The following is a 20742-nucleotide window of genomic DNA, read 5'->3' on the forward strand; positions in this document are numbered from 1 at the left end:
GAGCGGTTGCATTCGACGCCGGTCACCGAAATACTCGCGCGATCTTCAGCGGGAGACGGCGGTTCATGAGCGACGGCAAGAGTGGCGAGACTGTTCTGGGCGTGATCGGCGGCAGCGGCCTGTACGACATCGACGGGCTGGAGAACACCCGCTGGGTCAAGGTGACGACCCCCTTCGGCGATCCGTCCGACGACCTGCTGACCGGCGAACTGGCGGGCCAGAAGCTGGTCTTCCTGCCGCGCCACGGCCGCGGCCACCGCATCCCGCCGTCGGAGCTTAACTTCCGCGCCAACATCCATGCGCTGAAACAGCTGGGCGTGACCGAGATCCTGTCGGTGTCGGCGGTCGGCTCGCTGAAGGAGCATCTGCCGCCCGGCACCTTCGTGGTGATCGACCAGTTCATCGACCGCACCTTCGCCCGCGACAAGACCTTCTTCGGCAGCGGGCTGGTCGCCCATGTGGCGCTGGGCCATCCGGTCTGCGGGCGGCTGGGCGACCTGATCGAGGAGGCGCTGGCCGAGCTGGACATTCCACACCAGCGCCGCGGCACCTACATGGTGATGGAAGGGCCGCAATTCTCCACCGTCGCCGAATCGAACCTCTACCGCAGCTGGGGCTGCGACGTCATCGGCATGACCAACATGCCGGAGGCCAAGCTCGCCCGCGAGGCGGAGATGTGCTACGCGACCGTCGCCATGGTCACCGATTACGATTGCTGGCACGAGGGGCACGACCATGTCTCGGTCGATGCGGTGATCCGTGTGGTGGTCGCAAATGCCGGCAAGGCCCGCTCTCTGGTGGCGGCGCTGGCGCCGAAGGTGGCGCGGCGCGAGGGGCTGTGCGCCCAGGGCTGCCACACGGCGCTCGACAACGCCATCATGACGGCGTCCAGCCACCGCGATCCGGCGATGCTGGAAAAGCTGTCGCTGATCGTGAAGCGCGCGCTGGGCTGAGCGGTTGCCGACTGGGTGAAAAGGCACTATTTTTGGGGTGGGCGCGCCGGGGCTGCGATCCCCGGCACGCCCGCCGGATCAGCGGTTCAGGTGTTCAAGCAGCAGCTTGACCACCTGCAACAGCAGGATCAGGAGAGTGAGGATTTTGTCCATCCTCTTGCCCCCCGTCAGTGCGGCGCGGGTGGTGGCCGTTCCGCCGCCCCGACCGCGCTGCAAACATGCCAAGCATCCCGATCGGCTGGAAGTCTCAAGTTGCATGCAAATGCATTTGCTCGCCTTTTTGTGGGGGGCGACTATCGGCGGAACTGTTGGCATCGTGAGGTCGCCACGGCCAAGCCCATGAACGAAAGTAGGGGTGGGTGCCATTTCGCCCGTCGCATATATCATCGGTACATGTAACCATTCAGGCGACGGCAAGACGGTTCTGCGGTTGATCGATACGGCTGATGGCTGTTCGCCGGAGCGAATGCAGGATTCCCGTGTCATTCCGCAATGCATTGCTTTGAGAAATCCCGGATAGAGCGATTGCCACTTGGCATCGTGTCAGTCTCGCATGCGCATTGTATTTTTTGCGCGACGAAATAAAACCGGAATAGAAGCTATGCAATTTAACGAATTGTCGGACAGCCATTGCGATTTCTAGGATTGTTCGGACACCATAGTGTCTTGTGTTCGGCAAATGGCGTCATCGTTCAACCGGCGCCATGGCCATAACGATGAGGAAACGTTCATGAAGCGTCGTTCCTTCCTGACCTCCGCCGGTGTCGGCGTCGCCGCCAGCACCCTGGCAGCCCCCGCCATCGCGCAGAGCCAGCCGGAGATCCATTGGCGTCTGGCGTCCAGCTTCCCCAAGAGCCTGGACACCATCTACGGCGCAGCCGACACCATTGCCGCCCGTATCGCCGCGGCGACCGATGGGAAGTTCACCATCCGCCCCTTCGCCGCCGGTGAGATCGTCCCCGGTCTGCAGGTGCTGGACGCGGTGCAGAACGGCACGGTCGAGTGCGGCCACACCGCCAGCTATTATTATGTCGGCAAGGATCCGACCTTCACCTTCGACGCGACGGTGCCCTTCGGCCTGAACGCCCGCCAGCAGAATGCCTGGATCTACAATGGCGGCGGCATGGCCTTGCTGCGCGAGTTCTTCGACGGCTATGGCGTCATGAACTTCCCGGCCGGCAACACCGGCGTGCAGATGGGCGGCTGGTTCCGCAAGGAGATCAAGACCGTCGAGGATCTGAAGGGCCTGAAGTTCCGCATCGGCGGCTTCGCCGGGCAGGTGCTGGCCAAGCTGGGCACGGTGCCGCAGCAGATCGCCGGCGGCGACATCTATCCGTCGCTGGAAAAGGGCACCATCGACGCCGCCGAGTGGATCGGCCCCTATGACGACGAGAAGCTCGGCTTCAACAAGGTCGCCAAGTACTATTACTATCCGGGCTGGTGGGAAGGCGGGCTGAACGTCTCGCTGCTGGTCAACAAGCAGCAGTGGGAACAGCTGCCCAAGCAGTACAAGGCCATCCTGGAGGCTGCCTGCTTCGAGGCCAACCTGACCATGAACGCCAAGTACGACGCGGAAAACCCGGCGGCGCTGCGCCGTCTGGTTGCCGGCGGCGCCCAGCTGCGTCCCTTCCCGCGCGAGGTGATGGAGGCCTGCTACAAGGCTGCCACCGAGCTGTATGACGAGACCGCCAAGACCAACCCGAAGTTCGCCAAGATCTACGAGCCGTGGAAGAAGTTCCGCGACGACGAATATCTGTGGTTCCGGGTGGCCGAGAACTCCTTCGACAACTTCGCCTTCACCGCCGGCCTGAAACGCTGACGTTAAGCGCTGACGGCATAGGCTGAAGTTTGAAGTCCCCGCATCCCGTCCCGGATGCGGGGGCTTTTTTCAGGCCTGCTCCTGTCAGGCCGGGCGGCCGGGGGCCAGCAGGTTGGCGATCATGGTCTGCACCACCTCGTCATTCTGGTTGAAGGTGGTGGTCTTCACCCGCAGCACGCCCTGGTCGGGCCGCTTGGCGGAACGCCGGGCCTCCAGCACCTCCATCTCGATGCGCAGCACGTCGCCGGGACGGGTCGGGCGCGGCCAGCTGATCTGGTCGACCCCCATGCCGATATAGCCGCCGGCCAGTTCGGCGTTGCTGCCCACGATCATTCGCATCGTCATCCCGGCGGTGTGCCAGCCGCTTGCCGCCAGTCCGCGGAACAGCGTGTTCTTCGCCGTTTCGGCGTCCAGATGGAACGGCTGCGGGTCGAACTTTTCGGCATAGGCGACGATTTCCGCCGCATCGACCGTGACCGGCCCGCTGGTGAAGCGGTCGCCCACCGCGACATCTTCGAAATAGCGCATCCCCCGGAACTCCATTCTTGATGATACAGACCTGTCTCTTGATTGCGATGGTAGAGACAGGTCTGTATCATTGTCAATGCCGGGCTTGGACCCGGCTGTTGTGAGCGGGTGGGGTTGGCGGATGGATGGAGTTGAAGGCGAGAGGAAGCCGGCGCGCGAGCGGATTCTCGACACCGCGGCGGAACTGTTCTACCGCGAGGGCATCCGCGCGGTCGGCATCGACACGATCATCGCCCGCTCCGGTGTCGCGAAGATGAGCCTGTATAGGAATTTCGCGTCGAAGGACGATCTGGTCTGCGCCTATCTGGAACGCAGCATGGTTCAGCACGCCGCTTGGTGGGACCGGGTGACCGCCCGCCATCCCGGCGACCCGCGCACCCAGATGAAGGCGCTGTTCACCGCGCTTGGCCATTGGATCGATCATCCGAAATTCCAGGGCTGTCCCTTCACCACCGCTGCCGCCGAACTGCGCGATCCCGCCAACCCTGCACGGGCGCTGGCGCTGGCGCACAAGCGCATGGTCCGCGACCGCCTGCATGCGATGGCGGTCGCGGCAGGCGCCGACGATCCGGACCGGCTGTGCGGTCAGTTGCAGCTTCTGATGGAAGGTGCTTATGCCGCCGGCCGGGCGCTGGATCTGGGGCCGGGCAACGAGGCGGTGGCGAGTGCGGCTGCGGCCCTGATCGACGGTGCCTGCGCGGAGAAATAGTCACCTGGGACTTGGCGGCACGTCAAACGCAAGAAAGTGCCGCGGGACGGTCCCGCAGCGCTTTCTCAATCGGCACGCTGCGTCAGTCGGCGCCGATGCGGTCGCGGACAGTCTGGCCGGGGCGGTAGTCCTGCAATCGGGTGGCGCGCAGACCGCGCATGCCGTGGCTGTCGATCAGCCTCTGCCAGGACAGGAATTCCTCCACCGACAGGGTATAGCGGCGGCAGGCTTCCTCCAGGCTTATCAGGCCCGAACGGACGCCGGCGACCACTTCCGCCTTGCGGCGCATCACCCAACGCTTGGTGTCGGGCGGGGGAAGGTCGTTTTCGGTCATGGGACGCCCCTCAGGACCAATGACCGATGCACCGGCTGCAGAATCGTCGCCGATGTCGAGTTCGATGAGTGCCATGCGCGGACGCTCCAACCCAAACTGTGGATTCCACGATTTCGGGGTACTGTATGCGCCGGCACTTAACAAATGCCTAAACGAAAGGGTTAACTTTTTATCGGGTGGTAGTCGCTCACCCGAACGGACAGGGCGGTCACGGCCGCCCATCCGTCCAGGCTTGCAGCAGTCGGCCGGTACAACGAATCCGGGTCAGTAGACGGTGGTCAGCTTCGACAGGGGGACTTCGCTGGCGCCGATGTTCAGCACCGTCTCGCCGTCCTTGCTGTTGCCGATACCGGCGACTGTGCCGAAGGTGTAGGTGGTGGTCTTGATGGTGTCGTTCTTGTTCTCGGACACCGGTGCCACGTTCAGGCGATAGGTGCCGGGCTGCACATCGCGGCCGTTGTTGTCCTTGAAGTCCCAGCTGACGGCATGCTTGGTGCCCGCTGTGGTTTCGCCGGGCATCGAGCGGACGATATTGCCTTTGGAGTCCAGGATGTCGACGCGCACCGACTTTGCCGAGGTCGCCAGCTCGTAGCCCAGCGGCGCCTGGGTCATGCCCTGCGTGTACTGGAAATTGTCGCCCTCGAAGGCGACGGTGCGGCCGAGATAGGCGAGATTGGTCGAGGCGGTGCCGGCCGACTGCAGCTGCACCAGCTTGTCCAGGCGGCTGTTGGTGCCGATGTTCTGCTCTACGTTGGCGAAATCGACCAGCTGCTTGGTCATGTCGTTGGTGTCGAGCGGCTTCAGCGGGTCCTGGTTCTTCATCTGCGTGGTCAGCATGGTGAGGAACGTCTGGAAATTGTCGCCCAGCCCCTTGGTGGCCGAGGCGGTCTTTTCGGCATCGGTCTGGGGCGTCTTGGAGGTTTCGGTCGCCGTCTTCGACCCGGTGGAGAGACCACCCGAATAGGTGCCGTACTGGTTCACGGTCGGGGTGTTGGTGGTGTTGGTGGTCGTGGTCATGGCGGTCGTCCTTTATGGCCCTGTCGGCCGAAATCTCTGATGCGAAGGCGGGGGTGGCCGTGTGGCCGCCCCGCTCAGGCGCGGATGTCGACGCGCCCGTCGCCGAGCGTTGCGGTGTAGACGGCAGCGTCGGACCCGTCATCGTCGCCGCCACCGCCGAAGCCGCGGCCGCGCTTGCCCGATCCAGTCCCCTTGCCATCGCCCCGGCCGTCGCCGGCGAAGGGATTGCCCTCGCCGCGCAGGCTGAAGTTCAGGCTGTTGGCATCCGTCTGCAACCCGGCGTCTTGCAAGGCGCGTTCCAATCCGCGGCTGTCGCGTTGCAGAAGTTCGAGCGTCTGCGCTTTTTCCACCGCGACCATCGCATTGACCCGGCCATCGGCGCCGATGTCCAGCTTGATGTCGATCCGGCCCAGTTCGGCCGGATGCAGGTTGATGGTGAACTGGTCGACCTCGTCGGTGACACTTTTCTTGATGTGGACGGCGATCTGGTCCTGCACGCCCATCGGCATGCCGGCGCCGCGCGACGGACGGAGGGTCGCGGTGGCGGCCTGCGGCTGGTCGAGGCCGGGAATGCCGGCATGAATTCCTTCCATCGCGGCGAGCGCCGGGTGGGTGTGCGGGCTGGCGGTAGACGCGCCGGTCCCGGCGGTTCCCTCGGCGCCTCCGATGCCCTCCAGCGCCTTGGCAGCGGTGCCCGTCGCGGCTGCCGTGACCGCTTCTGCCAACGGCATGGCCGGCGCCTTGGGTGGGGTCGGCTGCTGCATCGCGGTCGGTGCCTGGGGCTGGGCATCGTTCCGGCTGCCGCCCTCGGTTCCGGCATGCTTGCCGGATTGCCTGGCATCGCCGGCCTTCGCCTTGGCGGCGGCCAGCAGATCGGCGAAGCGGTCGGGCAGGGCGGCATCGTCGGTCGGCAGGGCCTCGGCGTCGGGCTGTGCGCCGGGCTCGGCCTGGGCCGCATCCGTCGTCTGCGCGGCGTCGCCGTCACCGGCGGCCTTCCCGGCCTTCGCTGTGGCATCCGCACCCGCCTGACCGGCCGCCGTGGCTCCGGTGGCAGCGGCCTGCGCCTGGGCAAGCTGGGCTGCACGCTGGGCGGCGGGATCGACAGGCCCGGCCACTCCGGTTGCGGGGGCGTCGCCACCGCCGGCCGCGTCATCGGTGCTGTCCGGTGCCTTCCTCTGTCCGGCCGGCATCAGGCCGGCAAGGATCAGGTCGCTCGCCTGCGGGATCGGTTGCTGCACCGTCGGCTGGGCGACAGGCGGCAGCGGCTGGTCGGTGGGTTGGGCGGTGGCCTGTCCCTCGGCAGAATCGTCCGACGTGTCCCCGCCGCCGGCGTCGGCCATGGTTTCGCCCTGTGCGGTGGCGTCGGCCGGGGCGGAATCGCCGGTCGCGGCGGTGTCTTCGGCATCGGCGCTGCCGGCGGCCGTCGCCGCATCGGTCTTGTCCGCATCCGCCTTATTGGCATTGGCCTTATCCGGGCTGCCCTTGGCCTTGTCGGTCCTGGACTGGTCTTTCGCCGGCTTCTCGGCCTTGGCCGGACGCTGATCCTCCTGGCGGGCCTGAACCTTCGGATCGTCGTCCTTGCCGGCCTTCGCGGCCGCGCGCGTCGCGTCGGCGGCATCCTGCTGGCGCCGGGTTTCAGCGGTCCTGTCGCGGGTCAGATCGGGCTTCGGCTCCGCGCGCACCGGCTGCCGGCGCTGCGCCTCCGCGGCGCGGGCATCCCTTGCATCCTTTGCGGCATCCTTTGCAGCTTCCTTTGCCGCGTCTTTTGCGGAGTCGCGGGCTGCCGCGTCGGCCTGCTCGCGCTTGCGCGCCGCGGCATCGGTCAGCATGCGGTCCATCATCTTGGAGAACAGGTCGTTCTTCGTCCCGGTCCCCTGCGTCTGCTGGGACTGGCTGAGACCGTCGAACAAGGACGCGGCGATTTTGTTCGATTGGACTTCCATGGAAGGGCCTCTCAGGGACGACGGAACGCACCGACGGCGATGCGCTGGGACCAATGCAACGGACGGGCCAACCGCGGCCCCCTGTTGTCGCCCCCTTGATCGGGAGCCGGACGGCAGTTCCCGCCGCATCGCACGGTCCTGGCCGGCAAATTCCGCCGGGTGCGGGACCTTTCTTGCCGCAGCCGTCGGGCACAAAAAGAAAAAGGCCGCCCCTGTGGAGAGAGGCGGCCGTCCGAAAAGCTCGGCAGTCACGGATGGAGGCAGATCGGATCAGAGCCGGGTGTTCAGCGCCGCTGAGGTGCGCGGCCCGCTGGGCGGTGCGGAATAGCCGCGGCCGCCACCCATGTGGGCGGCGTAGGCGGTGGTCGGCGCCTTCTGCTGGCGTGTGATGACGGTCACCACGGTGTCGACCATCACCTTCTGCGCCTCGCCACCGATGCGCAGGGCCTCGGCATTGTCGGCGGTGGCCGCATAGAGCTTGCCGGTCGCGTCCTTCAGCGACGTCTTCAACTCCTGCGGCAGGGCGATCAACCCATCGCGGTCGACGCGCAGCATGCGGCTGATCTCCTCATAGACCAGCGTCATCGGCTGCTTGTCCTTGACGATCTGCGCCAGCTCCTTGGCCGGGCGGCGGGCGCGGACGGCGGCGGCCTCCCGTTCCAGCAGGGCGGTCAGGCGGCCCATCAGTTCGATCAGCGCGACCGCCCGCTCCTGGGCGTTCTTCGGCAGGTTGGCGGCCGGCTTGGGCTGCTGGGGGAAACGGACGTCGACCTTATCCATGGCTGGCCTCCTGGGCGCGAAGAAGCTCTCCGTAAACCTGATTGGCGATGCCGAAGCCGCCGCGCTGGGTGATCTGCTTGCCGAACTGCTCGATCAGCATCGGGCGGAACATCTCTTCTCCGCGCCCGCCGCCGAAGGTTTCGTCGGTGCCGATCCCCTCGAACATCGGGCCCAGCATCTGCGAGACGAACTGGCTCTCGAACTCGTTGGCGGACTTGCGGATCTGGGCAAGCTTTGCCGGGTCGATCTTGGCCTCCAGATCGGAAATCTTTGCCAGGGTGCGAACCCCGAACCCTGCGGCCTGGGCGCGCTCCACCAGCGACGAGGCGGGCGGTGCGCTGCGCGGGGCCGAAGCGCTGGAAAGGGCGGGGCTCATGGTCATCAGATCACCTCGATCTCGGCTTGCAGGGCTCCGGCGGCCTTGATCGACTGGAGAATGGCGATCATGTCCCGCGGTCCCACCCCAAGCGCATTCAAGGACTGTACCAACTCCTGCAAGGTCACCCCGGAATTCATCACGGCGAGGCGGTTGTTGGACTGCTCGTCGACCTGGATGTCGGTGCGCGGCACCACCGCGGTCTGGCCCTGGCTGAACGGGCCGGGCTGGCTGACCTGCGGGGTTTCGGTGATGCGGATGGTCAGGTTGCCCTGGGCGATGGCGACGGTGGAGATGCGGACATTCTCGCCCATCACGATCACGCCGGACTTCTCGTCCACCACCACGCGGGCGACCTGATCGGGGGTGATGCGCAGCTGCTCGATCTCCGTCACCAGCCCCACCACGTCGCCGCGGCGCGAGTCCGGCACGTTGATGAGGACGGAGGCCGGATCGGTCGCCTGGGCGCGGTTGCCGCGCAGCTGGATGTTGATGGCGGTGGCTACCCGCTGGGCGGTGGTGAAGTCGGGATTGCGCAGGGACAGCCGCAGCACCGGCAGCTCGGCCAGCGAGAACTGGATCTCGCGCTCCACGATGGCACCGGAGGAGATGCGGCCGGAGGTCGGCACGCCGCGGGTCACGCTGGCGCCCTGGCCCTGGGCGGTGAAGCCCGACACGGCGATCGGCCCCTGGGCCACGGCATAGACCTCGCCGTCGGCGCCCATCATCGGGGTGACGAGCAGGGTGCCGCCCAGCAGGCTCTTGGAGTCGCCCATCGCCGACACCGTGACGTCGATGCGCGTGCCCTGCGCCGCATAGGCGCCCAGCGTCGCCGTCACCATCACCGCCGCCACGTTCTTGGTGCGCAGGTTGGTGCCGCGGGTGTTGACGCCCATCCGTTCCAGCATGCCGGTCAGGCTCTGCTCGGTGAAGGGCGAGTTGTTCAGGCTGTCGCCGGTGCCGTTCAGCCCCACCACCAGCCCGTAACCGATCAACATGTTGTCGCGCACGCCTTCGACATCGACGATGTCCTTGATACGGGCGGACGCGGCCAGTGCCGGTGCGGCCGGAACGCCGAACGCCAGCAGGGCGGTCAGCACGGCCAGGACGGCACGGCGGCGCAGAAGGCGAAAGGCGGTGGGGATCATGACGCGGGCACTCCTGAACTCGTGCCCGTCCCTATACAAACGCCGTGCCAGAGACCGTAAACGGCGGCTTTCGGTGCCTGTCCTGAAAAACGCCCGGACTATGGCGCCTTTCGGTCACAGCCGGCCGGCAATTTTTGCCCGATTGCGGCAAGCCTTGACCGGATGTTAAGGTTGATCCATCTATTGTGTGCGCGTTTACGAATCCTTTACTGCAAACGGTTGCACGGATCATGAAAGTCGAAGGCTCCGGAAACATACGCGGCGGTGGGTCTGTCCGCCGCACCGGCAAGGCCGAAGGCTCGTCCGGCGCGGCCTTCTCCAAGCAATTGGTGGGAGAGACCGGCTCCGCCCACGGCGTCAGCGGCACCGCCGCCAGCGCCGGTGTTTCGGGCGTGCTGGCCTTGCAGGAGGTTGATGTCACCGACGACGCCACCGCGCGTGCGTCCCGTGGCAAGATGCGGGCGGAGGAGATGCTTGACCGTCTGGAGGAAATCCAGCACGGGCTGCTGTCCGGCACACTGTCGGTGCAGAAGCTGACCGATCTGGCGAAGGTGGTGCAGACGCGCCGTGCCCAGGTCGACGATCCGGGGCTGGCCGAAATCCTCGACGAGATCGATCTCCGCGCCCAGGTCGAACTGGCGAAGCTGACCTCCTGAACCGACCGGTCGCTCTTCAAGCGTTGAGGCAAGCGCCCCGTGCCGCTGGGGCAGGGTGCCGCCGGTAGAGCCCCATGCGGTGGCCGGATTCGCCCATGCATGGCCGCCAGCCGGTGGCGGCGAATCTGCAACGCTGACAAATCTTTTTTATTCCAAGGGCTTGTTTGGTCGTTGCGGGGGCGAACCAATGGGTTGCGGTCGTGCCGTGGCGTGCCTATACTCCGCGCCGCCCGGATCACCCCTTTTTCGCTGGATGCTTTCGGATGACGTCGCCGCTTCTGCCCCAGAACTATTCCCCGTCGGAAGACGAGGAGTTCATGAACCCGATCATGCGGGAGTATTTCCGCCAGAAGCTGCTGCGCTGGCGCGCGGAACTGCTGGCGGAATCCACCGGCACGTTGAACAGCCTCCAGGAAGGCGGTATCCAGGAACCGGATATCGCCGACCGCGCCTCGGCCGAGACCGACCGTGCGTTGGAGCTGCGGACGCGTGACCGTGAACGCAAACTGATCTCCAAGATCGACGCCGCGCTGGAGCGTCTGGTCGACGGCAGCTACGGCTATTGCGAGGAGACGGGCGATCCCATCTCCGTTCGCCGGCTCGATGCCCGACCGATCGCGACACTGAGCCTCGAAGCCCAGGAGCGTCACGAGCGGATGGAACGGACCCAGCGCGACGACTGACGCCACGCCTGGTCCCGCAGATCCACGCAGTGCCGCTCACCAGGGGCAGGGCGGCACGTTGCGTCGGCATTGCACGGGACGGATGGCACCGAACGGCTGGAAAGCGCCGGTCCCGACCGGCGCTTTCGTCGTTTCAAGGCTGTTGCCGCCGCCGCGCATCCGTTGGCTTCGGGGCCGGCGATGGAACCAAGCCGTCCTCACGGGGTTCGGAACGTCATTCGAAACGACGGTTCCAAGCCGGGAGGGCAGCCATGGACAACGAGACCCTGAACCTCGACCTGCGTAAATTTCTGAAGCAGGTCGGCGTCACCTCGCAGCGGGAGATCGAGCTTGCGGTCGGCCGCGCGCTGGCCGAAGGGCGGCTGGACGGAGTGAAGTCCCTGTCGGCCCGCATGGTGCTGACGGTCGACGGTATCGAGTTGACGCACGAAGTTACGGGTGAGCTGTCGCTTGAGCAGCCGACGGAGTGACAGCCCGGCCGCCATGGAGCTGCGGGGTAACGGTCATGATCGCGGCGGTCAGCCGGCATTCGGTCCAGGGCACATCGTGGTGGGCCGAGGTCAGGTAGGGACTGTTGGGGTCGCGGGCCCATTCGCTCGGGAACAGCGCGACCTGCCTGCCTGAGGTTCGGCCAAGAACCGCGTCATAGGGGGCGCCGGCCAGGGCGCAGGCCATCGCCCGGCACAGGTCGCTTCCAGCCAGCTTGCCGAGATGGGTTGTCTGGGTCGGCCGGGCATTGAACTCCAGGAAAACCGGCGGGCTGCCATCGTCCGGCAGAATGGCGTCGATGCCCCCGAAGCCGGAATAGCCCGTCACCTCCACCATCCGGCGGGCCATGTCGATCAGCCCGGGATGGGGGGTCAATTCGATCACGGATGCCGGGCCGAAGGGGGGCGGCTCATGACGCAGGACCGTGTAGGCGAAGCCTTCCAGCATTTTCCCGCCAAGCGCGCAGAATGACACCGACGCTGCGCGCCCGCGCACGAATTCCTGCGCGACCGCCTGCAGGGCCGGGCTTTCCACCGGCCGGCTTGCCGCCATGGCCATTGCCTGTGCGGCGGAGGATGCGAAAAATACCCCGCGGCCGGCCGAACTGCCGTCGTATTTCAGCAGAAGCGGTTCGCCAAGCGCGGCCAGATCGGCCGCAGCGGTACGGTGCGGATCGACGGCGACCTGACGCGGTGTCCGGATGCCTGCCGCCGCGGCCATTTCAACACAGCGAGACCGCTTCTCTTCCCAGGGATCGTCGCTGCACCAAGCCTGGACGAACCGCAGATTTCGGGCGTCGGCGCTGTCCGCCTTTACCCGTTCCTGCAACCGTCCCGCCAGGCCGAGCATGCGGACGGCGGATTCCTCGCAGCCGATGACGATGTCGGCCCGGAACTGTGCCGCCGCCCGCGCGGCGATCACGGTCAGGTCATCGGCGGCCAGTTCGGGAGAGAAACAATGCCGGCCGTCGATCTGGTCGCAGAACTCGAGCAGAGAGTTCTTCGGACAGATGACGAACACACGAAATCCTGCCGCCTTCAATGCGGCAGGCATCCTTGCGGTACCGTAACGATACATCGCGCAGGACACCAGCAATGCCGTAGGCATGCACACCTTCGCGTCGGAGAAAACGGGTTGATGGTTTAATCTCTAATCATTTTATCGGCAATCGACACCGCCGCCGATACCGTACATTGTCTCAGCAGGCATGCGAGGGAGGGGAAGCCCCTAGTTGGGGAGACCCTGCCTTCGAACCGGACCGCTTGAGGCACAGCGGCCTTTCCGTTAGGGATTCCCCCTGAGCGTCAATCCCGAAGGAAGCCAGTTCCATGAGCGACGATCCCGACTGCCTGGGCATGTGCGCCATCGACGGCGATGTCTGTACCGGTTGCGGCCGCACGCTGGACCAGATCAACGCCGCCCTGGAGCGCGCCGATGCCGATGGCGAGCCCGGGTCTCCGGCTGGCTGAGGCGGCCGGACCATTTTCGCGACGATCTTCCGCCTCTGCTGTTTTCCTCGTCATCGCCAGACGAAACCCATCGAGGAGCAGCATCATGGCCGACCAGCCGAAGCAGCAACCGGCCGGCGCCGTCCGCGACGACCGACCGCAGAAGCCTGCCGATGCCGGCAATGAGGGCGCAGGCAAGATCAGCAGCGAGACCGTGAAGGCGCAGGAGGAAGCCGCCAAGGACCGCGCCCGCGAAGGCGGCTACCAGTAAACGGACGACCGCCCATGCGACGGCCCGGCTCCCGATGGGGGGCGGGCCGTTTCGTTTCAAGGCATCGCGCCGGAAACGTGATGCACGCAACAGCGGGCGGTCTGAGTGGAGCCTATGGTCATCCTCGACCGGCCGATCATGGCCGGGATGAGGGAGACGAACCATGACGAGCGACCTCACCCTGTCCCAGAGCGTCACCAACGCGGCGGACCTGATCGACTGCGTCGCCCAGCGCGAGGCTTACCGCCGTGCCACCGAACTCATCGGTCCGGCTTTGAGGCGGATCGGCGGCACCATGGCCGTCGGCATGATGGATGGATTCACCGCGGCATCGCGGCAGTCGCTGGAAGGCTGAAGCGGCGCAGCGCGTCGGCTTCGCCGAGAGTGGGCCAGTCGGCAACATCGGCCCGGCACAACCCACCGGCCGGCAGCAATTTCCCATCCGGTAGCGATGAGTTCCAGAGATCGCGGCGGTTCCCAACGCACCCACGGCCACGGAGGGATGTCTCCCGCCATGGCCGCCGGTTCCGCCGCCGTTACCCCGACGATCCTCAGAACGGCATGATGATGTCGTACAGCTGCTGGCCGTAGCGCGGCTGCTGGACGTCGCTGATCTGGCCGCGGCCACCGTAGGAGATACGGGCCTCGGCGATCTTCTCGTAGCTGATGGTGTTCTGCGCGGTGATGTCCTCGGGACGGATCACGCCGTGGATTTGCAAATCGCGCAGCTCGTAGTTCACGCGGACTTCCTGATGGCCCTGGATGACCAGATTGCCGTTGGGCAGGGTCTGGGTCACCAGCGCCGCCACCTTCAGTTCGATCTTCTCGTTGCGGTCGACCGAGCCCTTGCCGTCGTTGTTGGTGTCGCTCGACAGATCCACCAGGCTGGCGGCCGAGGCGCCGGCCGGCAGGACGCGGCTCAGCGTGGCGCCTTCCAGGCCGAACAGGTTCGGGATGCCGGCCTTTTCGGTGTTGGCGCGCGACCGCTTGCTCTCGTTCGACAGCTTGGCCTGATCGGCGATGGAGATGTTGATGGTCAGGATGTCGCCGACCTTGGCCGCGCGCTGGTCCTTGAAGAAGGCCTTGGCACCGGTCCGCCACAGCGAGTTCGGGTTGCGCTCCGTCGGCAGCGGGGTCGGCATCGGCAGGCTGACCGGCTGGTAGCCGGTGCGGGCCTGCGGGTCCTGAATGCCGCTCATCTCGGGGGCCTTGCCGATGTCGGCGATGCGCGAGGCGGCGCCGCAGGCGGTCAGCGAGGTGGCGGCGGTGGCGATCATCGCGAAACGGATCAGGCGGGCGGTCATGGTGGCGGACATTGGAGCTTTCTCCTCACTGCGCGATGATGCCGGGCTTTGCCACGGCGACGACGTTGGGGCCCGCGACCGTCGCTTCGACGATGCGGTTGGATTGGGTGTTCACGACGCGGATGACCTCGCCCTTGCCGCCGTCCTGCAGGGCCTTGCCCTGGGTCGTCAGCGTCATCGACTGGGTGGTCAGCGTGATGGTGACCATCGAGCCCTTGTCGACCATGCGCGGCGATTGCAGGTCGCGCAGGCGGACGGGCTGGTTGGTCGACACGCCGCGCTTCGGCGTCATGCCGATCAGCTGCGCGTCGGTGGCGGCGGTGTCGCTGGTGGTCTGGTCGGCGCGCACGTCCTGCCAGTCGATGTCGCCCGGGCCGATGACGTCGCCGGGAATGATCCGGCGCGACAGCACCGGGATCTGCACCACGCCGAAGGCGCGGCCCGACACCGGCAGGCGGACCTGGCTGCCGGTCACCACGATCTCGGCGGCGAAGCGGCCCTGGACCGGGCTGTAATAGAGGTTCTCCACCGCCAGCCCGCCGGCGCCCTGGGGCGCGCGCAGTTCCACCGCGCGGCTATCCAGTTCCATCTGCAGCCGTCCGGCGGTGATGACCCGCGACAGCGCATCCGACAGAACCGCCTCCACATGCGGCATCCCGTACACCACGTCGGGCGCCAGTCCCGAACCGGCCGGGGCCGAAGCCGCGGCGGCTTGCCCGATGCCGGCGCCCAGGACCGGAACGGTCAGCAGGGCGGCGCCGAGGAGCAGGGCGGGCAGGCGGCGGGTGGCGAGGTGGCGGATCATGGCGGTGGTTCCCGATGTGAAGGCTGAAGCGAGGCGCCGGCGAGGTCGGCGGCGTTACTTCATCTGGCTGGCCTGCTGCATCATCTCGTCGGTGGTCTTGATGACCTTGGAGTTCATCTCGTAGGCGCGCTGTGCGGTGATCAGCGTGGTGATCTCCTGCACGACGTTGACGTTGGAGGTCTCCAGCGCGCCCTGGGTGACGCGGCCGAAGCCGGGGGCGCCGGGGTTGCCGGTCACTGCCTGCCCGGACGCGCCGGATTCCATGAACAGGTTGTCGCCGGTGGCTTCCAGGCCGGCGGCGTTGGCGAAGGTGGCGAGCTGGATCTGGCCGACATTCTGGGTGGCGGTCTGGCCGTCCAGCTTGATCAGCACCTCGCCCGACGAGTTGATGGAGATGTCCACCGCGTTGGTCGGGACGGTGATGTTCGGCTGGATCGGATAGCCGTCGGCGGTGACGATCATGCCTTCCGGCGACAGCTTGAAGTTGCCGGCGCGGGTGTAGGCGGTGTCGCCGCTGGGCAGCGTCACCTGGAAGTAGCCCGATCCGTTGATCGCCACGTCCAGCTTGTTGTCGGTGATGTTCAGGTTGCCCTGTTCCAGCACGCGGGCCACCGCGGCGACCCGCACACCTGCACCCACCTGCACGCCGGTCGGCACCACGGTGCCGGCATCCGACGAGGTCGAGCCGATGCGGCGGAAGTTCTGGTACAGCAGGTCCTGGAACTCGGCCCGCTGCTTCTTGTAGCCGGTGGTGGTCGAGTTGGCGATGTTGTTCGAGATCGTCTCGACGTTGAGCTGCTGGGCGATCATGCCGGTGGCGCCGATGGCGAGGCTGCGCATTCTGGTCTTCTCCTCTCGTCGTCGGTCTGGATCAGGCGGTGCGGCCCAGACGCTGAAGCATCGTGCGGATGCGCTCGTGTTCGTTGTCCATCATCTTCTGAGCGGACATGTACTGACGCTGGATGTCGATCATCTGCGTCATCTCGACCACGGGCTTCACGTTAGAACCCTCTAGCAAGCCCTGTGCCACTTTCGTCTCGACCGGAGCCGGCTGCGGCTGCTCGTCGGTGACGTACAGGCCGTTGCCGACCTCGGTCATCAACTGCTCGGTCTTGAAGGTGACGATGTTCAGCTTGGCGACCGGGCCCAGTTCGGTGGCGACGGTGCCGTCGCCGCTGACCTTCACGTCGCTGGTGCCGGCCGGAATGGTGATGGGCTGGCCGTTGTTGGACAGCACCGGCAGGCCGCCGGCATCCACCAGCTGACGCTGGTCGTTCAGGCGGAAATTGCCGGCGCGGGTGTAGCGCGGGCCGCTGGCGGTATCGACGGTGAAGTATCCCTGGCCGGTCAGTGCCAGATCCAGCGGGTTGCCGGTCTGCGTCATCGGGCCGTTGGACAGGTCGCGCACCACCGCGCGGTCCTGGACGAAGCTGACCTTCTCGTGCAGGCCGGGCTTTTCCAGATATTCGGTGAACAGCATCCGCTGGTTCTTGTAGCCGGTCGTGTTCATGTTCGCGATGTTGTTCGACGTCACGTCCAGCTGGCGTTGCAGCGCCATCTGGCGCGACAGGGCGACGTAGATCGAATTTTCCATCTTGCGGCCTCTTCACCTTGCGAACGGATCGAACGACAGCGTCCGACCGGCGAAAAGGGTATTGCAGGCGGCGTGCCAACGTCGCCGAAGCCTTGGAATCCGCAGGATGCGGGCAAGGGGCGGGCGTTCCCGCCGGGTGGGGCAGGGGATGCCGGGCAGAATCTGCCGGGGGGAGGGCGTTCCTTGCCGGGTGTCACCAGGCAAGACTCTCCCGTTCCCGCCGCACGAGGGGTGCGGCAGGGTGATGGCCGGCAGGCCTGCAATCCCAATGGGGACGGCGGGCCGCTGGAGGCGGAATCCGGGCGTGCCTGCGCTCCGAATAGAGAGCGGACGCGGTGCGGGCACGGATCGCCGGTCAGTCCCAATCAAGAACCGTGCCGAAATGGTGACAGGCAGGGGAAACCTGCCCGTCCGGGGCGGTCCATTCCCCACTCGAAAGGAGTTATTAACTATCCCAAAAGTAGCTTTGACCCTTGTCAGGCGGCGCATGCCTGAGCCGTTGCGTACCTCGAACGATCCCAGGATGTCATGGCTGCCGAAACCGATGCCGGTGAACTGACCGACGGCCTGCCCCGGAAGAAATTCAGCGGCAAGAAGCTGGTCCTGTTCGTCGTTCTTCCCCTGGTCCTGCTGATCGGCGCCGGTGCCGGCGTCTATTTCTCCGGCCTGCTCGACGGGCTGCTGGGCAAGGAAAAGCCGGCGGAGGAGGGGGAGCACGCAGCGGCGGCGGAAGGCGAGCATGGGGCCGAGGCCGGCAAGGGCGACGCCGCCCACGCCTCCCCGATCTTCTACGACCTGCCGGACATGCTGGTGAACCTGAACACCGGCAACAAGCGTCCGGCCTTCCTGAAGATCAAGATCTCCATCCAGCTGTCGAAGCCGGAGGATGTCGGGGCGGTGGAGCATGTGCTGCCGCGCATCATCGACAATTTCCAGGTCTACCTGCGCGAACTGCGGCTGGAGGACCTGCGCGGGTCGGCCGGCATGTACCGGCTGCGCCAGGAACTGCTTCTGCGCATCACCGCCGCCGCGTTCCCGGTGAAGGTGAAGGACGTGCTGTTCAAGGAAATGCTGGTCCAGTGAGGGCCCGGTCAGGTGGGGATAGGGGCCGATGAGCGACACCGGTGAACTGAGCGAAGAAGAACGGCTTGCCGCCGAATGGGCCGCACTGGCCGAGGACAGCGGCGATGTCGGCGACATGGGCGGCGGCGGGTCGACCCGCGTCCTGAACCAGGACGAGATCGACAGCCTGCTGGGCTTCGACCAGGGGGGCGCCGGCGACGGCGACAACTCCGGCATCATGGCGCTGGTCAACTCGGCGCTGGTCAACTACGAACGCCTGCCGATGCTGGAGGTGGTCTTCGACCGCCTCGTCCGCATGATGTCCACCAGCCTCCGCAACTTCACCTCCGACAACGTCGAGGTCAGCCTCGATCAGATCTCGTCGGTGCGCTTCGGCGATTACCTGAACTCCATCCCGCTGCCGGCGATGCTGTCGGTGTTCAAGGCGGAGGAGTGGGACAATTACGGCCTGATGGTCGTCGACTCCGCGCTGATTTACTCCATCGTCGACGTGCTGCTGGGTGGGCGGCGCGGCACGGCAGCGATGCGCATCGAAGGCCGTCCCTACACCACCATCGAACGCAACCTCGTGGAACGCATGGTCCATGTGGTGCTGTCCGACCTGTCCGCCGCCTTCGATCCGCTGTCGCCCGTCACCTTCCGCTTCGACCGGCTGGAGACCAACCCGCGCTTCGCCACCATCGCGCGACTCGCCAACGCGGCGGTGCTGGTCAAGCTGCGCATCGACATGGAGGATCGCGGCGGCCGGCTGGAGCTGATGATCCCCTATGCGACGCTGGAGCCGGTGCGTGAGCTGCTGCTCCAGATGTTCATGGGCGAGAAGTTCGGCCGTGACTCGATCTGGGAAACCCACCTGGCCTCGGAGCTGATGGTGACGGACGTCGATCTGTCGGCCGTGCTGGACGAGGTGACGATGACCCTGCACGACGTGCTGAACTGGCGCGTCGGCACCCGCATCCTGCTGAACGCCACCCCCGACGGCGCGATAGAACTGCGCTGCGGCGACGTGTCGATGTTCCAGGGGCGGATGGGGCGCAAGGGCGGGCACATCGCCGTCCGCCTGGAAAAGGAACTGCCCAAGCAGGAGGTCATGAGGTTATGAGTCCGCTGGTCTCCATCATCATCGACGTCGTGATGGTCGGCCTGCTGGCTGCCACCATCGCCTATGCGATCATCCTGAACCGGCAGATCATCGCGCTGCGGGAGAGCCGTGGCGAGATGGCCGAACTGATCCAGGGCCTGAACGACGCGATGGCACGGGCGGAGACCGGCGTGCGCACGCTGAAGAAGGCGGCGAGCGACACCGGCGAGGATCTCCAGCGCACCGTGAACAAGGCGCAGACCCTGCGCGACGAACTGGAATTCATGATCGAGGCGGCCGACGCGCTGGCCAACCGGCTGGGCGGCGTCGGCGAACGTGATGGCGGACGTGATGCCGGCCGCCGCGACAGCGGGCGTGATGGCGGCCGTTCCGTGGCGGTTTCCCCGACGCTGGCTGCGCGCAGCCCGGCGAAGGCGCCGCTGGTGGCGCCGCGCCCGGCCCTGCGCAGCCTGCCGGTCGAGGACGATCACGACCATGACGACCACGCCCCGCCGCCGGCCCGGCTGGAGCCGCCGCCGCGTCGTGCCGCCGCCCGCGCCGAACCGCCGGCCGAGGCGCGCGACCCCATCACCCGTGATGGCGAAAGCCTGTCGCGGGCCGAACGCGAACTGCTTCAGGCGATCGAGAACGCCGGCAAGGGGCTTGGATGACCATGCGCACCAGTGACGGCAAGCCCGCTGCGGCGGGCGGCGAACCCAAGGTCGTGATCCGCCCGGCCGGCGCTGCCCCGACCGGCGTCCGCACCTCTCCCACGCTGGCCGCCCAGCAGGCCCAGCAGGCCCAGCAGGCGCAACTGCCGGCCGTCCGCCCTGCGGCGGGAAAGGTGCCGGCGAAGAAGGGCCCGGCGAATAAGAGCGGGGCGAAGGCCAAGGCGCGCAAGCCGGCGACGCCGCGCGTGCCTCTGACCCAGCGGCTGCGGGCGCGGATGCGGGGCGCCCGATTCCGCCTGCTGCCTTTGACCATCTTCGTCGCGGTGCTGATGCTGGGCGTGCGGGTCGGCGATCTGTGGCGTCTCGCCACCCATGACGCCCGTCTGCCCGACTTCCCGGTCAGCCTCGCCCAGGGGCCGCAGGGCTCCCCCCCGGCGACGCCGCCCGTCCAGATGGCGGCGGGCCAAGCTCCCACTGCGACCACCAAGCCGGCCGGCAAGGACGCTCCCCCGGCTCCCGGCGGGTCCAGCGGTCCGGCCAACGCTCCTGCCGCCAATGCGCCGCTGGCGCCGCTCGGTCCCATCGACAATCAGGAATTGCTCCAGCATTTCGCCGACCGCCGCGCCGAGATCGAGCGCCGCACCAAGGAGATGGAGCAGCGCGAAGCCCTGCTGGCCGCCGCCGAGAAGCGGATCGACCAGAAAGTGGCGGAGATGGAGAAGACCCGCTCCGACATCCAGAAGCTGATGGCCCAGGGCGACGAGAAGCAGTCGGCCCAGCTGGAAAGCCTGGTGAAGATCTACGAGACGATGAAGCCCAAGGAAGCCGCCCGCATCTTCGAGGAACTCGACATGCCGGTGCTGCTGGGCGTCATCCAGAAGATGAAGGAACAGAAGACCGCGCCGATCCTGGCCGCCATGGATCCGGTGAAGGCCAAGGAGGTCACCTCGGCCCTGGTCGAACGCCGCGTGCCGCTGACGGCGACGGTCACGACGCCGAAGTAAAAACAATTACGCCCTCTCCCGGGATGGGAGAGGGCGCTTGTCGCCG

26 protein-coding genes are annotated in these 20742 nt (G+C 66.6%); 13 read left to right on the plus strand and 13 right to left on the minus strand.

The features are described 5' to 3' along the window. The first annotated feature begins 65 nt into the window (after positions 1-65). Positions 66-953, plus strand: a complete 888-nt coding sequence (locus tag CRT60_RS26850; RefSeq protein ID WP_098739564.1) for an S-methyl-5'-thioadenosine phosphorylase — start codon at positions 66-68, stop codon at positions 951-953. Between the two features lie 78 nt (positions 954-1031). Here the strand turns inward: CRT60_RS26850 and CRT60_RS36295 are convergent, their stop codons facing one another. Further along, on the minus strand, positions 1032-1169 hold the full coding sequence (locus CRT60_RS36295; protein WP_161958126.1) for a hypothetical protein: 138 nt from the start codon (positions 1167-1169) through the stop codon (positions 1032-1034). A gap of 514 nt (positions 1170-1683) precedes the next feature. Here CRT60_RS36295 and CRT60_RS26855 point away from each other — a divergent pair. Then, positions 1684-2772: a TRAP transporter substrate-binding protein gene (locus tag CRT60_RS26855; protein ID WP_098741044.1), complete on the plus strand. Its 1089-nt coding sequence runs from the start codon at positions 1684-1686 to the stop codon at positions 2770-2772. 84 nt (positions 2773-2856) lie between these two features. On the opposite strand, the gene CRT60_RS26860 is transcribed toward CRT60_RS26855, so the two are convergent. Next, positions 2857-3300 (minus strand): MaoC family dehydratase, encoded by a 444-nt coding sequence (locus tag CRT60_RS26860; RefSeq protein WP_098739565.1) that lies wholly within the window; start codon positions 3298-3300, stop codon positions 2857-2859. Positions 3301-3421: 121 nt separating this feature from the next. Between CRT60_RS26860 and CRT60_RS26865 the strand changes: the two genes are divergently transcribed. Continuing rightward, on the plus strand, positions 3422-4009 hold the full coding sequence (locus CRT60_RS26865; RefSeq protein WP_098739566.1) for a TetR/AcrR family transcriptional regulator: 588 nt from the start codon (positions 3422-3424) through the stop codon (positions 4007-4009). Positions 4010-4091: 82 nt separating this feature from the next. Here CRT60_RS26865 and sciP read toward each other — a convergent pair whose 3' ends face one another. The 6 genes from sciP to CRT60_RS26895 all read right to left on the minus strand — a co-directional run bounded on the left by sciP (position 4092) and on the right by CRT60_RS26895 (position 9607). Continuing rightward, positions 4092-4418, minus strand: a complete 327-nt coding sequence (gene sciP, locus CRT60_RS26870) for a CtrA inhibitor SciP (protein WP_098739567.1) — start codon at positions 4416-4418, stop codon at positions 4092-4094. Positions 4419-4607: 189 nt separating this feature from the next. Then, positions 4608-5360, minus strand: a complete 753-nt coding sequence (locus tag CRT60_RS26875) for a flagellar hook assembly protein FlgD (protein ID WP_098739568.1) — start codon at positions 5358-5360, stop codon at positions 4608-4610. A 74-nt stretch (positions 5361-5434) separates the two neighbouring features. Then, entirely contained in the window at positions 5435-7303 is a 1869-nt protein-coding gene (locus tag CRT60_RS26880) for a flagellar hook-length control protein FliK (RefSeq protein WP_098739569.1), read from the minus strand. 270 nt (positions 7304-7573) lie between these two features. After that, positions 7574-8083, minus strand: a complete 510-nt coding sequence (locus CRT60_RS26885; RefSeq protein WP_098739570.1) for a flagellar basal-body protein — start codon at positions 8081-8083, stop codon at positions 7574-7576. Continuing rightward, positions 8076-8465, minus strand: coding sequence for a rod-binding protein (locus tag CRT60_RS26890; RefSeq protein ID WP_244592775.1), 390 nt, complete (start codon positions 8463-8465; stop codon positions 8076-8078). The genes CRT60_RS26885 and CRT60_RS26890 overlap by 8 nt, the downstream gene beginning before the upstream one ends. Then, the gene (locus CRT60_RS26895) at positions 8465-9607 is read right to left on the minus strand and encodes a flagellar basal body P-ring protein FlgI (RefSeq protein WP_098739571.1); all 1143 of its coding nucleotides are present in this window, start codon (positions 9605-9607) and stop codon (positions 8465-8467) included. Before CRT60_RS26895 ends, CRT60_RS26890 begins: the two co-directional genes overlap by 1 nt. 230 nt (positions 9608-9837) lie before the next feature. Here CRT60_RS26895 and CRT60_RS26900 point away from each other — a divergent pair, with 230 nt between their 5' ends. The 3 genes from CRT60_RS26900 to CRT60_RS26910 all read left to right on the plus strand — a co-directional run bounded on the left by CRT60_RS26900 (position 9838) and on the right by CRT60_RS26910 (position 11416). Beyond that, entirely contained in the window at positions 9838-10263 is a 426-nt protein-coding gene (locus tag CRT60_RS26900; RefSeq protein ID WP_098739572.1) for a flagellar assembly protein FliX, read from the plus strand. Positions 10264-10526: 263 nt separating this feature from the next. Continuing rightward, a complete protein-coding gene (gene dksA, locus CRT60_RS26905; RefSeq protein ID WP_012974451.1) occupies positions 10527-10946 on the plus strand; it encodes an RNA polymerase-binding protein DksA in 420 nt (139 codons plus the stop codon). A 251-nt stretch (positions 10947-11197) separates the two neighbouring features. After that, positions 11198-11416 carry a DUF6494 family protein gene (locus CRT60_RS26910; RefSeq protein ID WP_098739573.1) on the plus strand — a complete coding sequence of 73 codons (219 nt, stop codon included), beginning with the start codon at positions 11198-11200 and terminating at the stop codon, positions 11414-11416. Here CRT60_RS26910 and CRT60_RS26915 read toward each other — a convergent pair. Further along, positions 11379-12455: an ATP-grasp domain-containing protein gene (locus tag CRT60_RS26915; RefSeq protein ID WP_161958127.1), complete on the minus strand. Its 1077-nt coding sequence runs from the start codon at positions 12453-12455 to the stop codon at positions 11379-11381. The two genes, CRT60_RS26910 and CRT60_RS26915, sit on opposite strands and share 38 nt — an antisense overlap. 308 nt (positions 12456-12763) lie before the next feature. On the opposite strand from CRT60_RS26915, the gene CRT60_RS26920 reads away from it, so the two are divergent. From CRT60_RS26920 to CRT60_RS26925, 3 genes are all read left to right on the plus strand, one after another. Then, positions 12764-12904 (plus strand): DUF1289 domain-containing protein, encoded by a 141-nt coding sequence (locus CRT60_RS26920; RefSeq protein WP_098739575.1) that lies wholly within the window; start codon positions 12764-12766, stop codon positions 12902-12904. A gap of 85 nt (positions 12905-12989) precedes the next feature. Further along, positions 12990-13154, plus strand: a complete 165-nt coding sequence (locus tag CRT60_RS36300) for a hypothetical protein (RefSeq protein ID WP_161958128.1) — start codon at positions 12990-12992, stop codon at positions 13152-13154. 163 nt (positions 13155-13317) lie between these two features. Beyond that, positions 13318-13509, plus strand: coding sequence for a hypothetical protein (locus CRT60_RS26925; RefSeq protein WP_098739576.1), 192 nt, complete (start codon positions 13318-13320; stop codon positions 13507-13509). Positions 13510-13705: 196 nt separating this feature from the next. On the opposite strand, the gene flgH is transcribed toward CRT60_RS26925, so the two are convergent. Genes flgH through flgF form a run of 4 tightly spaced genes read right to left on the minus strand, consistent with a single transcriptional unit; the run spans position 13706 to position 16857 of the window. Beyond that, complete coding sequence (gene flgH, locus CRT60_RS26930; protein WP_193548461.1) at positions 13706-14470, minus strand: flagellar basal body L-ring protein FlgH; 765 nt, start codon at positions 14468-14470, stop codon at positions 13706-13708. A gap of 13 nt (positions 14471-14483) precedes the next feature. Then, on the minus strand, positions 14484-15263 hold the full coding sequence (gene flgA, locus CRT60_RS26935) for a flagellar basal body P-ring formation chaperone FlgA (RefSeq protein WP_098739577.1): 780 nt from the start codon (positions 15261-15263) through the stop codon (positions 14484-14486). Between the two features lie 54 nt (positions 15264-15317). Continuing rightward, entirely contained in the window at positions 15318-16103 is a 786-nt protein-coding gene (gene flgG / locus CRT60_RS26940; RefSeq protein WP_042700394.1) for a flagellar basal-body rod protein FlgG, read from the minus strand. A 31-nt stretch (positions 16104-16134) separates the two neighbouring features. Beyond that, positions 16135-16857, minus strand: coding sequence for a flagellar basal-body rod protein FlgF (flgF, locus tag CRT60_RS26945; protein ID WP_098739578.1), 723 nt, complete (start codon positions 16855-16857; stop codon positions 16135-16137). A gap of 528 nt (positions 16858-17385) precedes the next feature. On the opposite strand from flgF, the gene CRT60_RS26950 reads away from it, so the two are divergent. From CRT60_RS26950 to CRT60_RS26965, 4 genes are read left to right on the plus strand one after another with little or no spacing between them, the layout of a single operon-like run. After that, on the plus strand, positions 17386-17940 hold the full coding sequence (locus CRT60_RS26950; protein ID WP_098739579.1) for a flagellar basal body-associated FliL family protein: 555 nt from the start codon (positions 17386-17388) through the stop codon (positions 17938-17940). Between the two features lie 28 nt (positions 17941-17968). Continuing rightward, a complete protein-coding gene (gene fliM / locus CRT60_RS26955) occupies positions 17969-19042 on the plus strand; it encodes a flagellar motor switch protein FliM (RefSeq protein ID WP_098739580.1) in 1074 nt (357 codons plus the stop codon). After that, positions 19039-19692, plus strand: coding sequence for a DUF6468 domain-containing protein (locus CRT60_RS26960; RefSeq protein ID WP_098739581.1), 654 nt, complete (start codon positions 19039-19041; stop codon positions 19690-19692). The genes fliM and CRT60_RS26960 overlap by 4 nt, the downstream gene beginning before the upstream one ends. Continuing rightward, a complete protein-coding gene (locus CRT60_RS26965; protein ID WP_098739582.1) occupies positions 19689-20696 on the plus strand; it encodes a MotE family protein in 1008 nt (335 codons plus the stop codon). Before CRT60_RS26960 ends, CRT60_RS26965 begins: the two co-directional genes overlap by 4 nt. Positions 20697-20742 lie beyond the last annotated feature (46 nt).

Origin of the sequence: Azospirillum palustre (assembly GCF_002573965.1) — a bacterium.
Taxonomy (GTDB): domain Bacteria; phylum Pseudomonadota; class Alphaproteobacteria; order Azospirillales; family Azospirillaceae; genus Azospirillum; species Azospirillum palustre.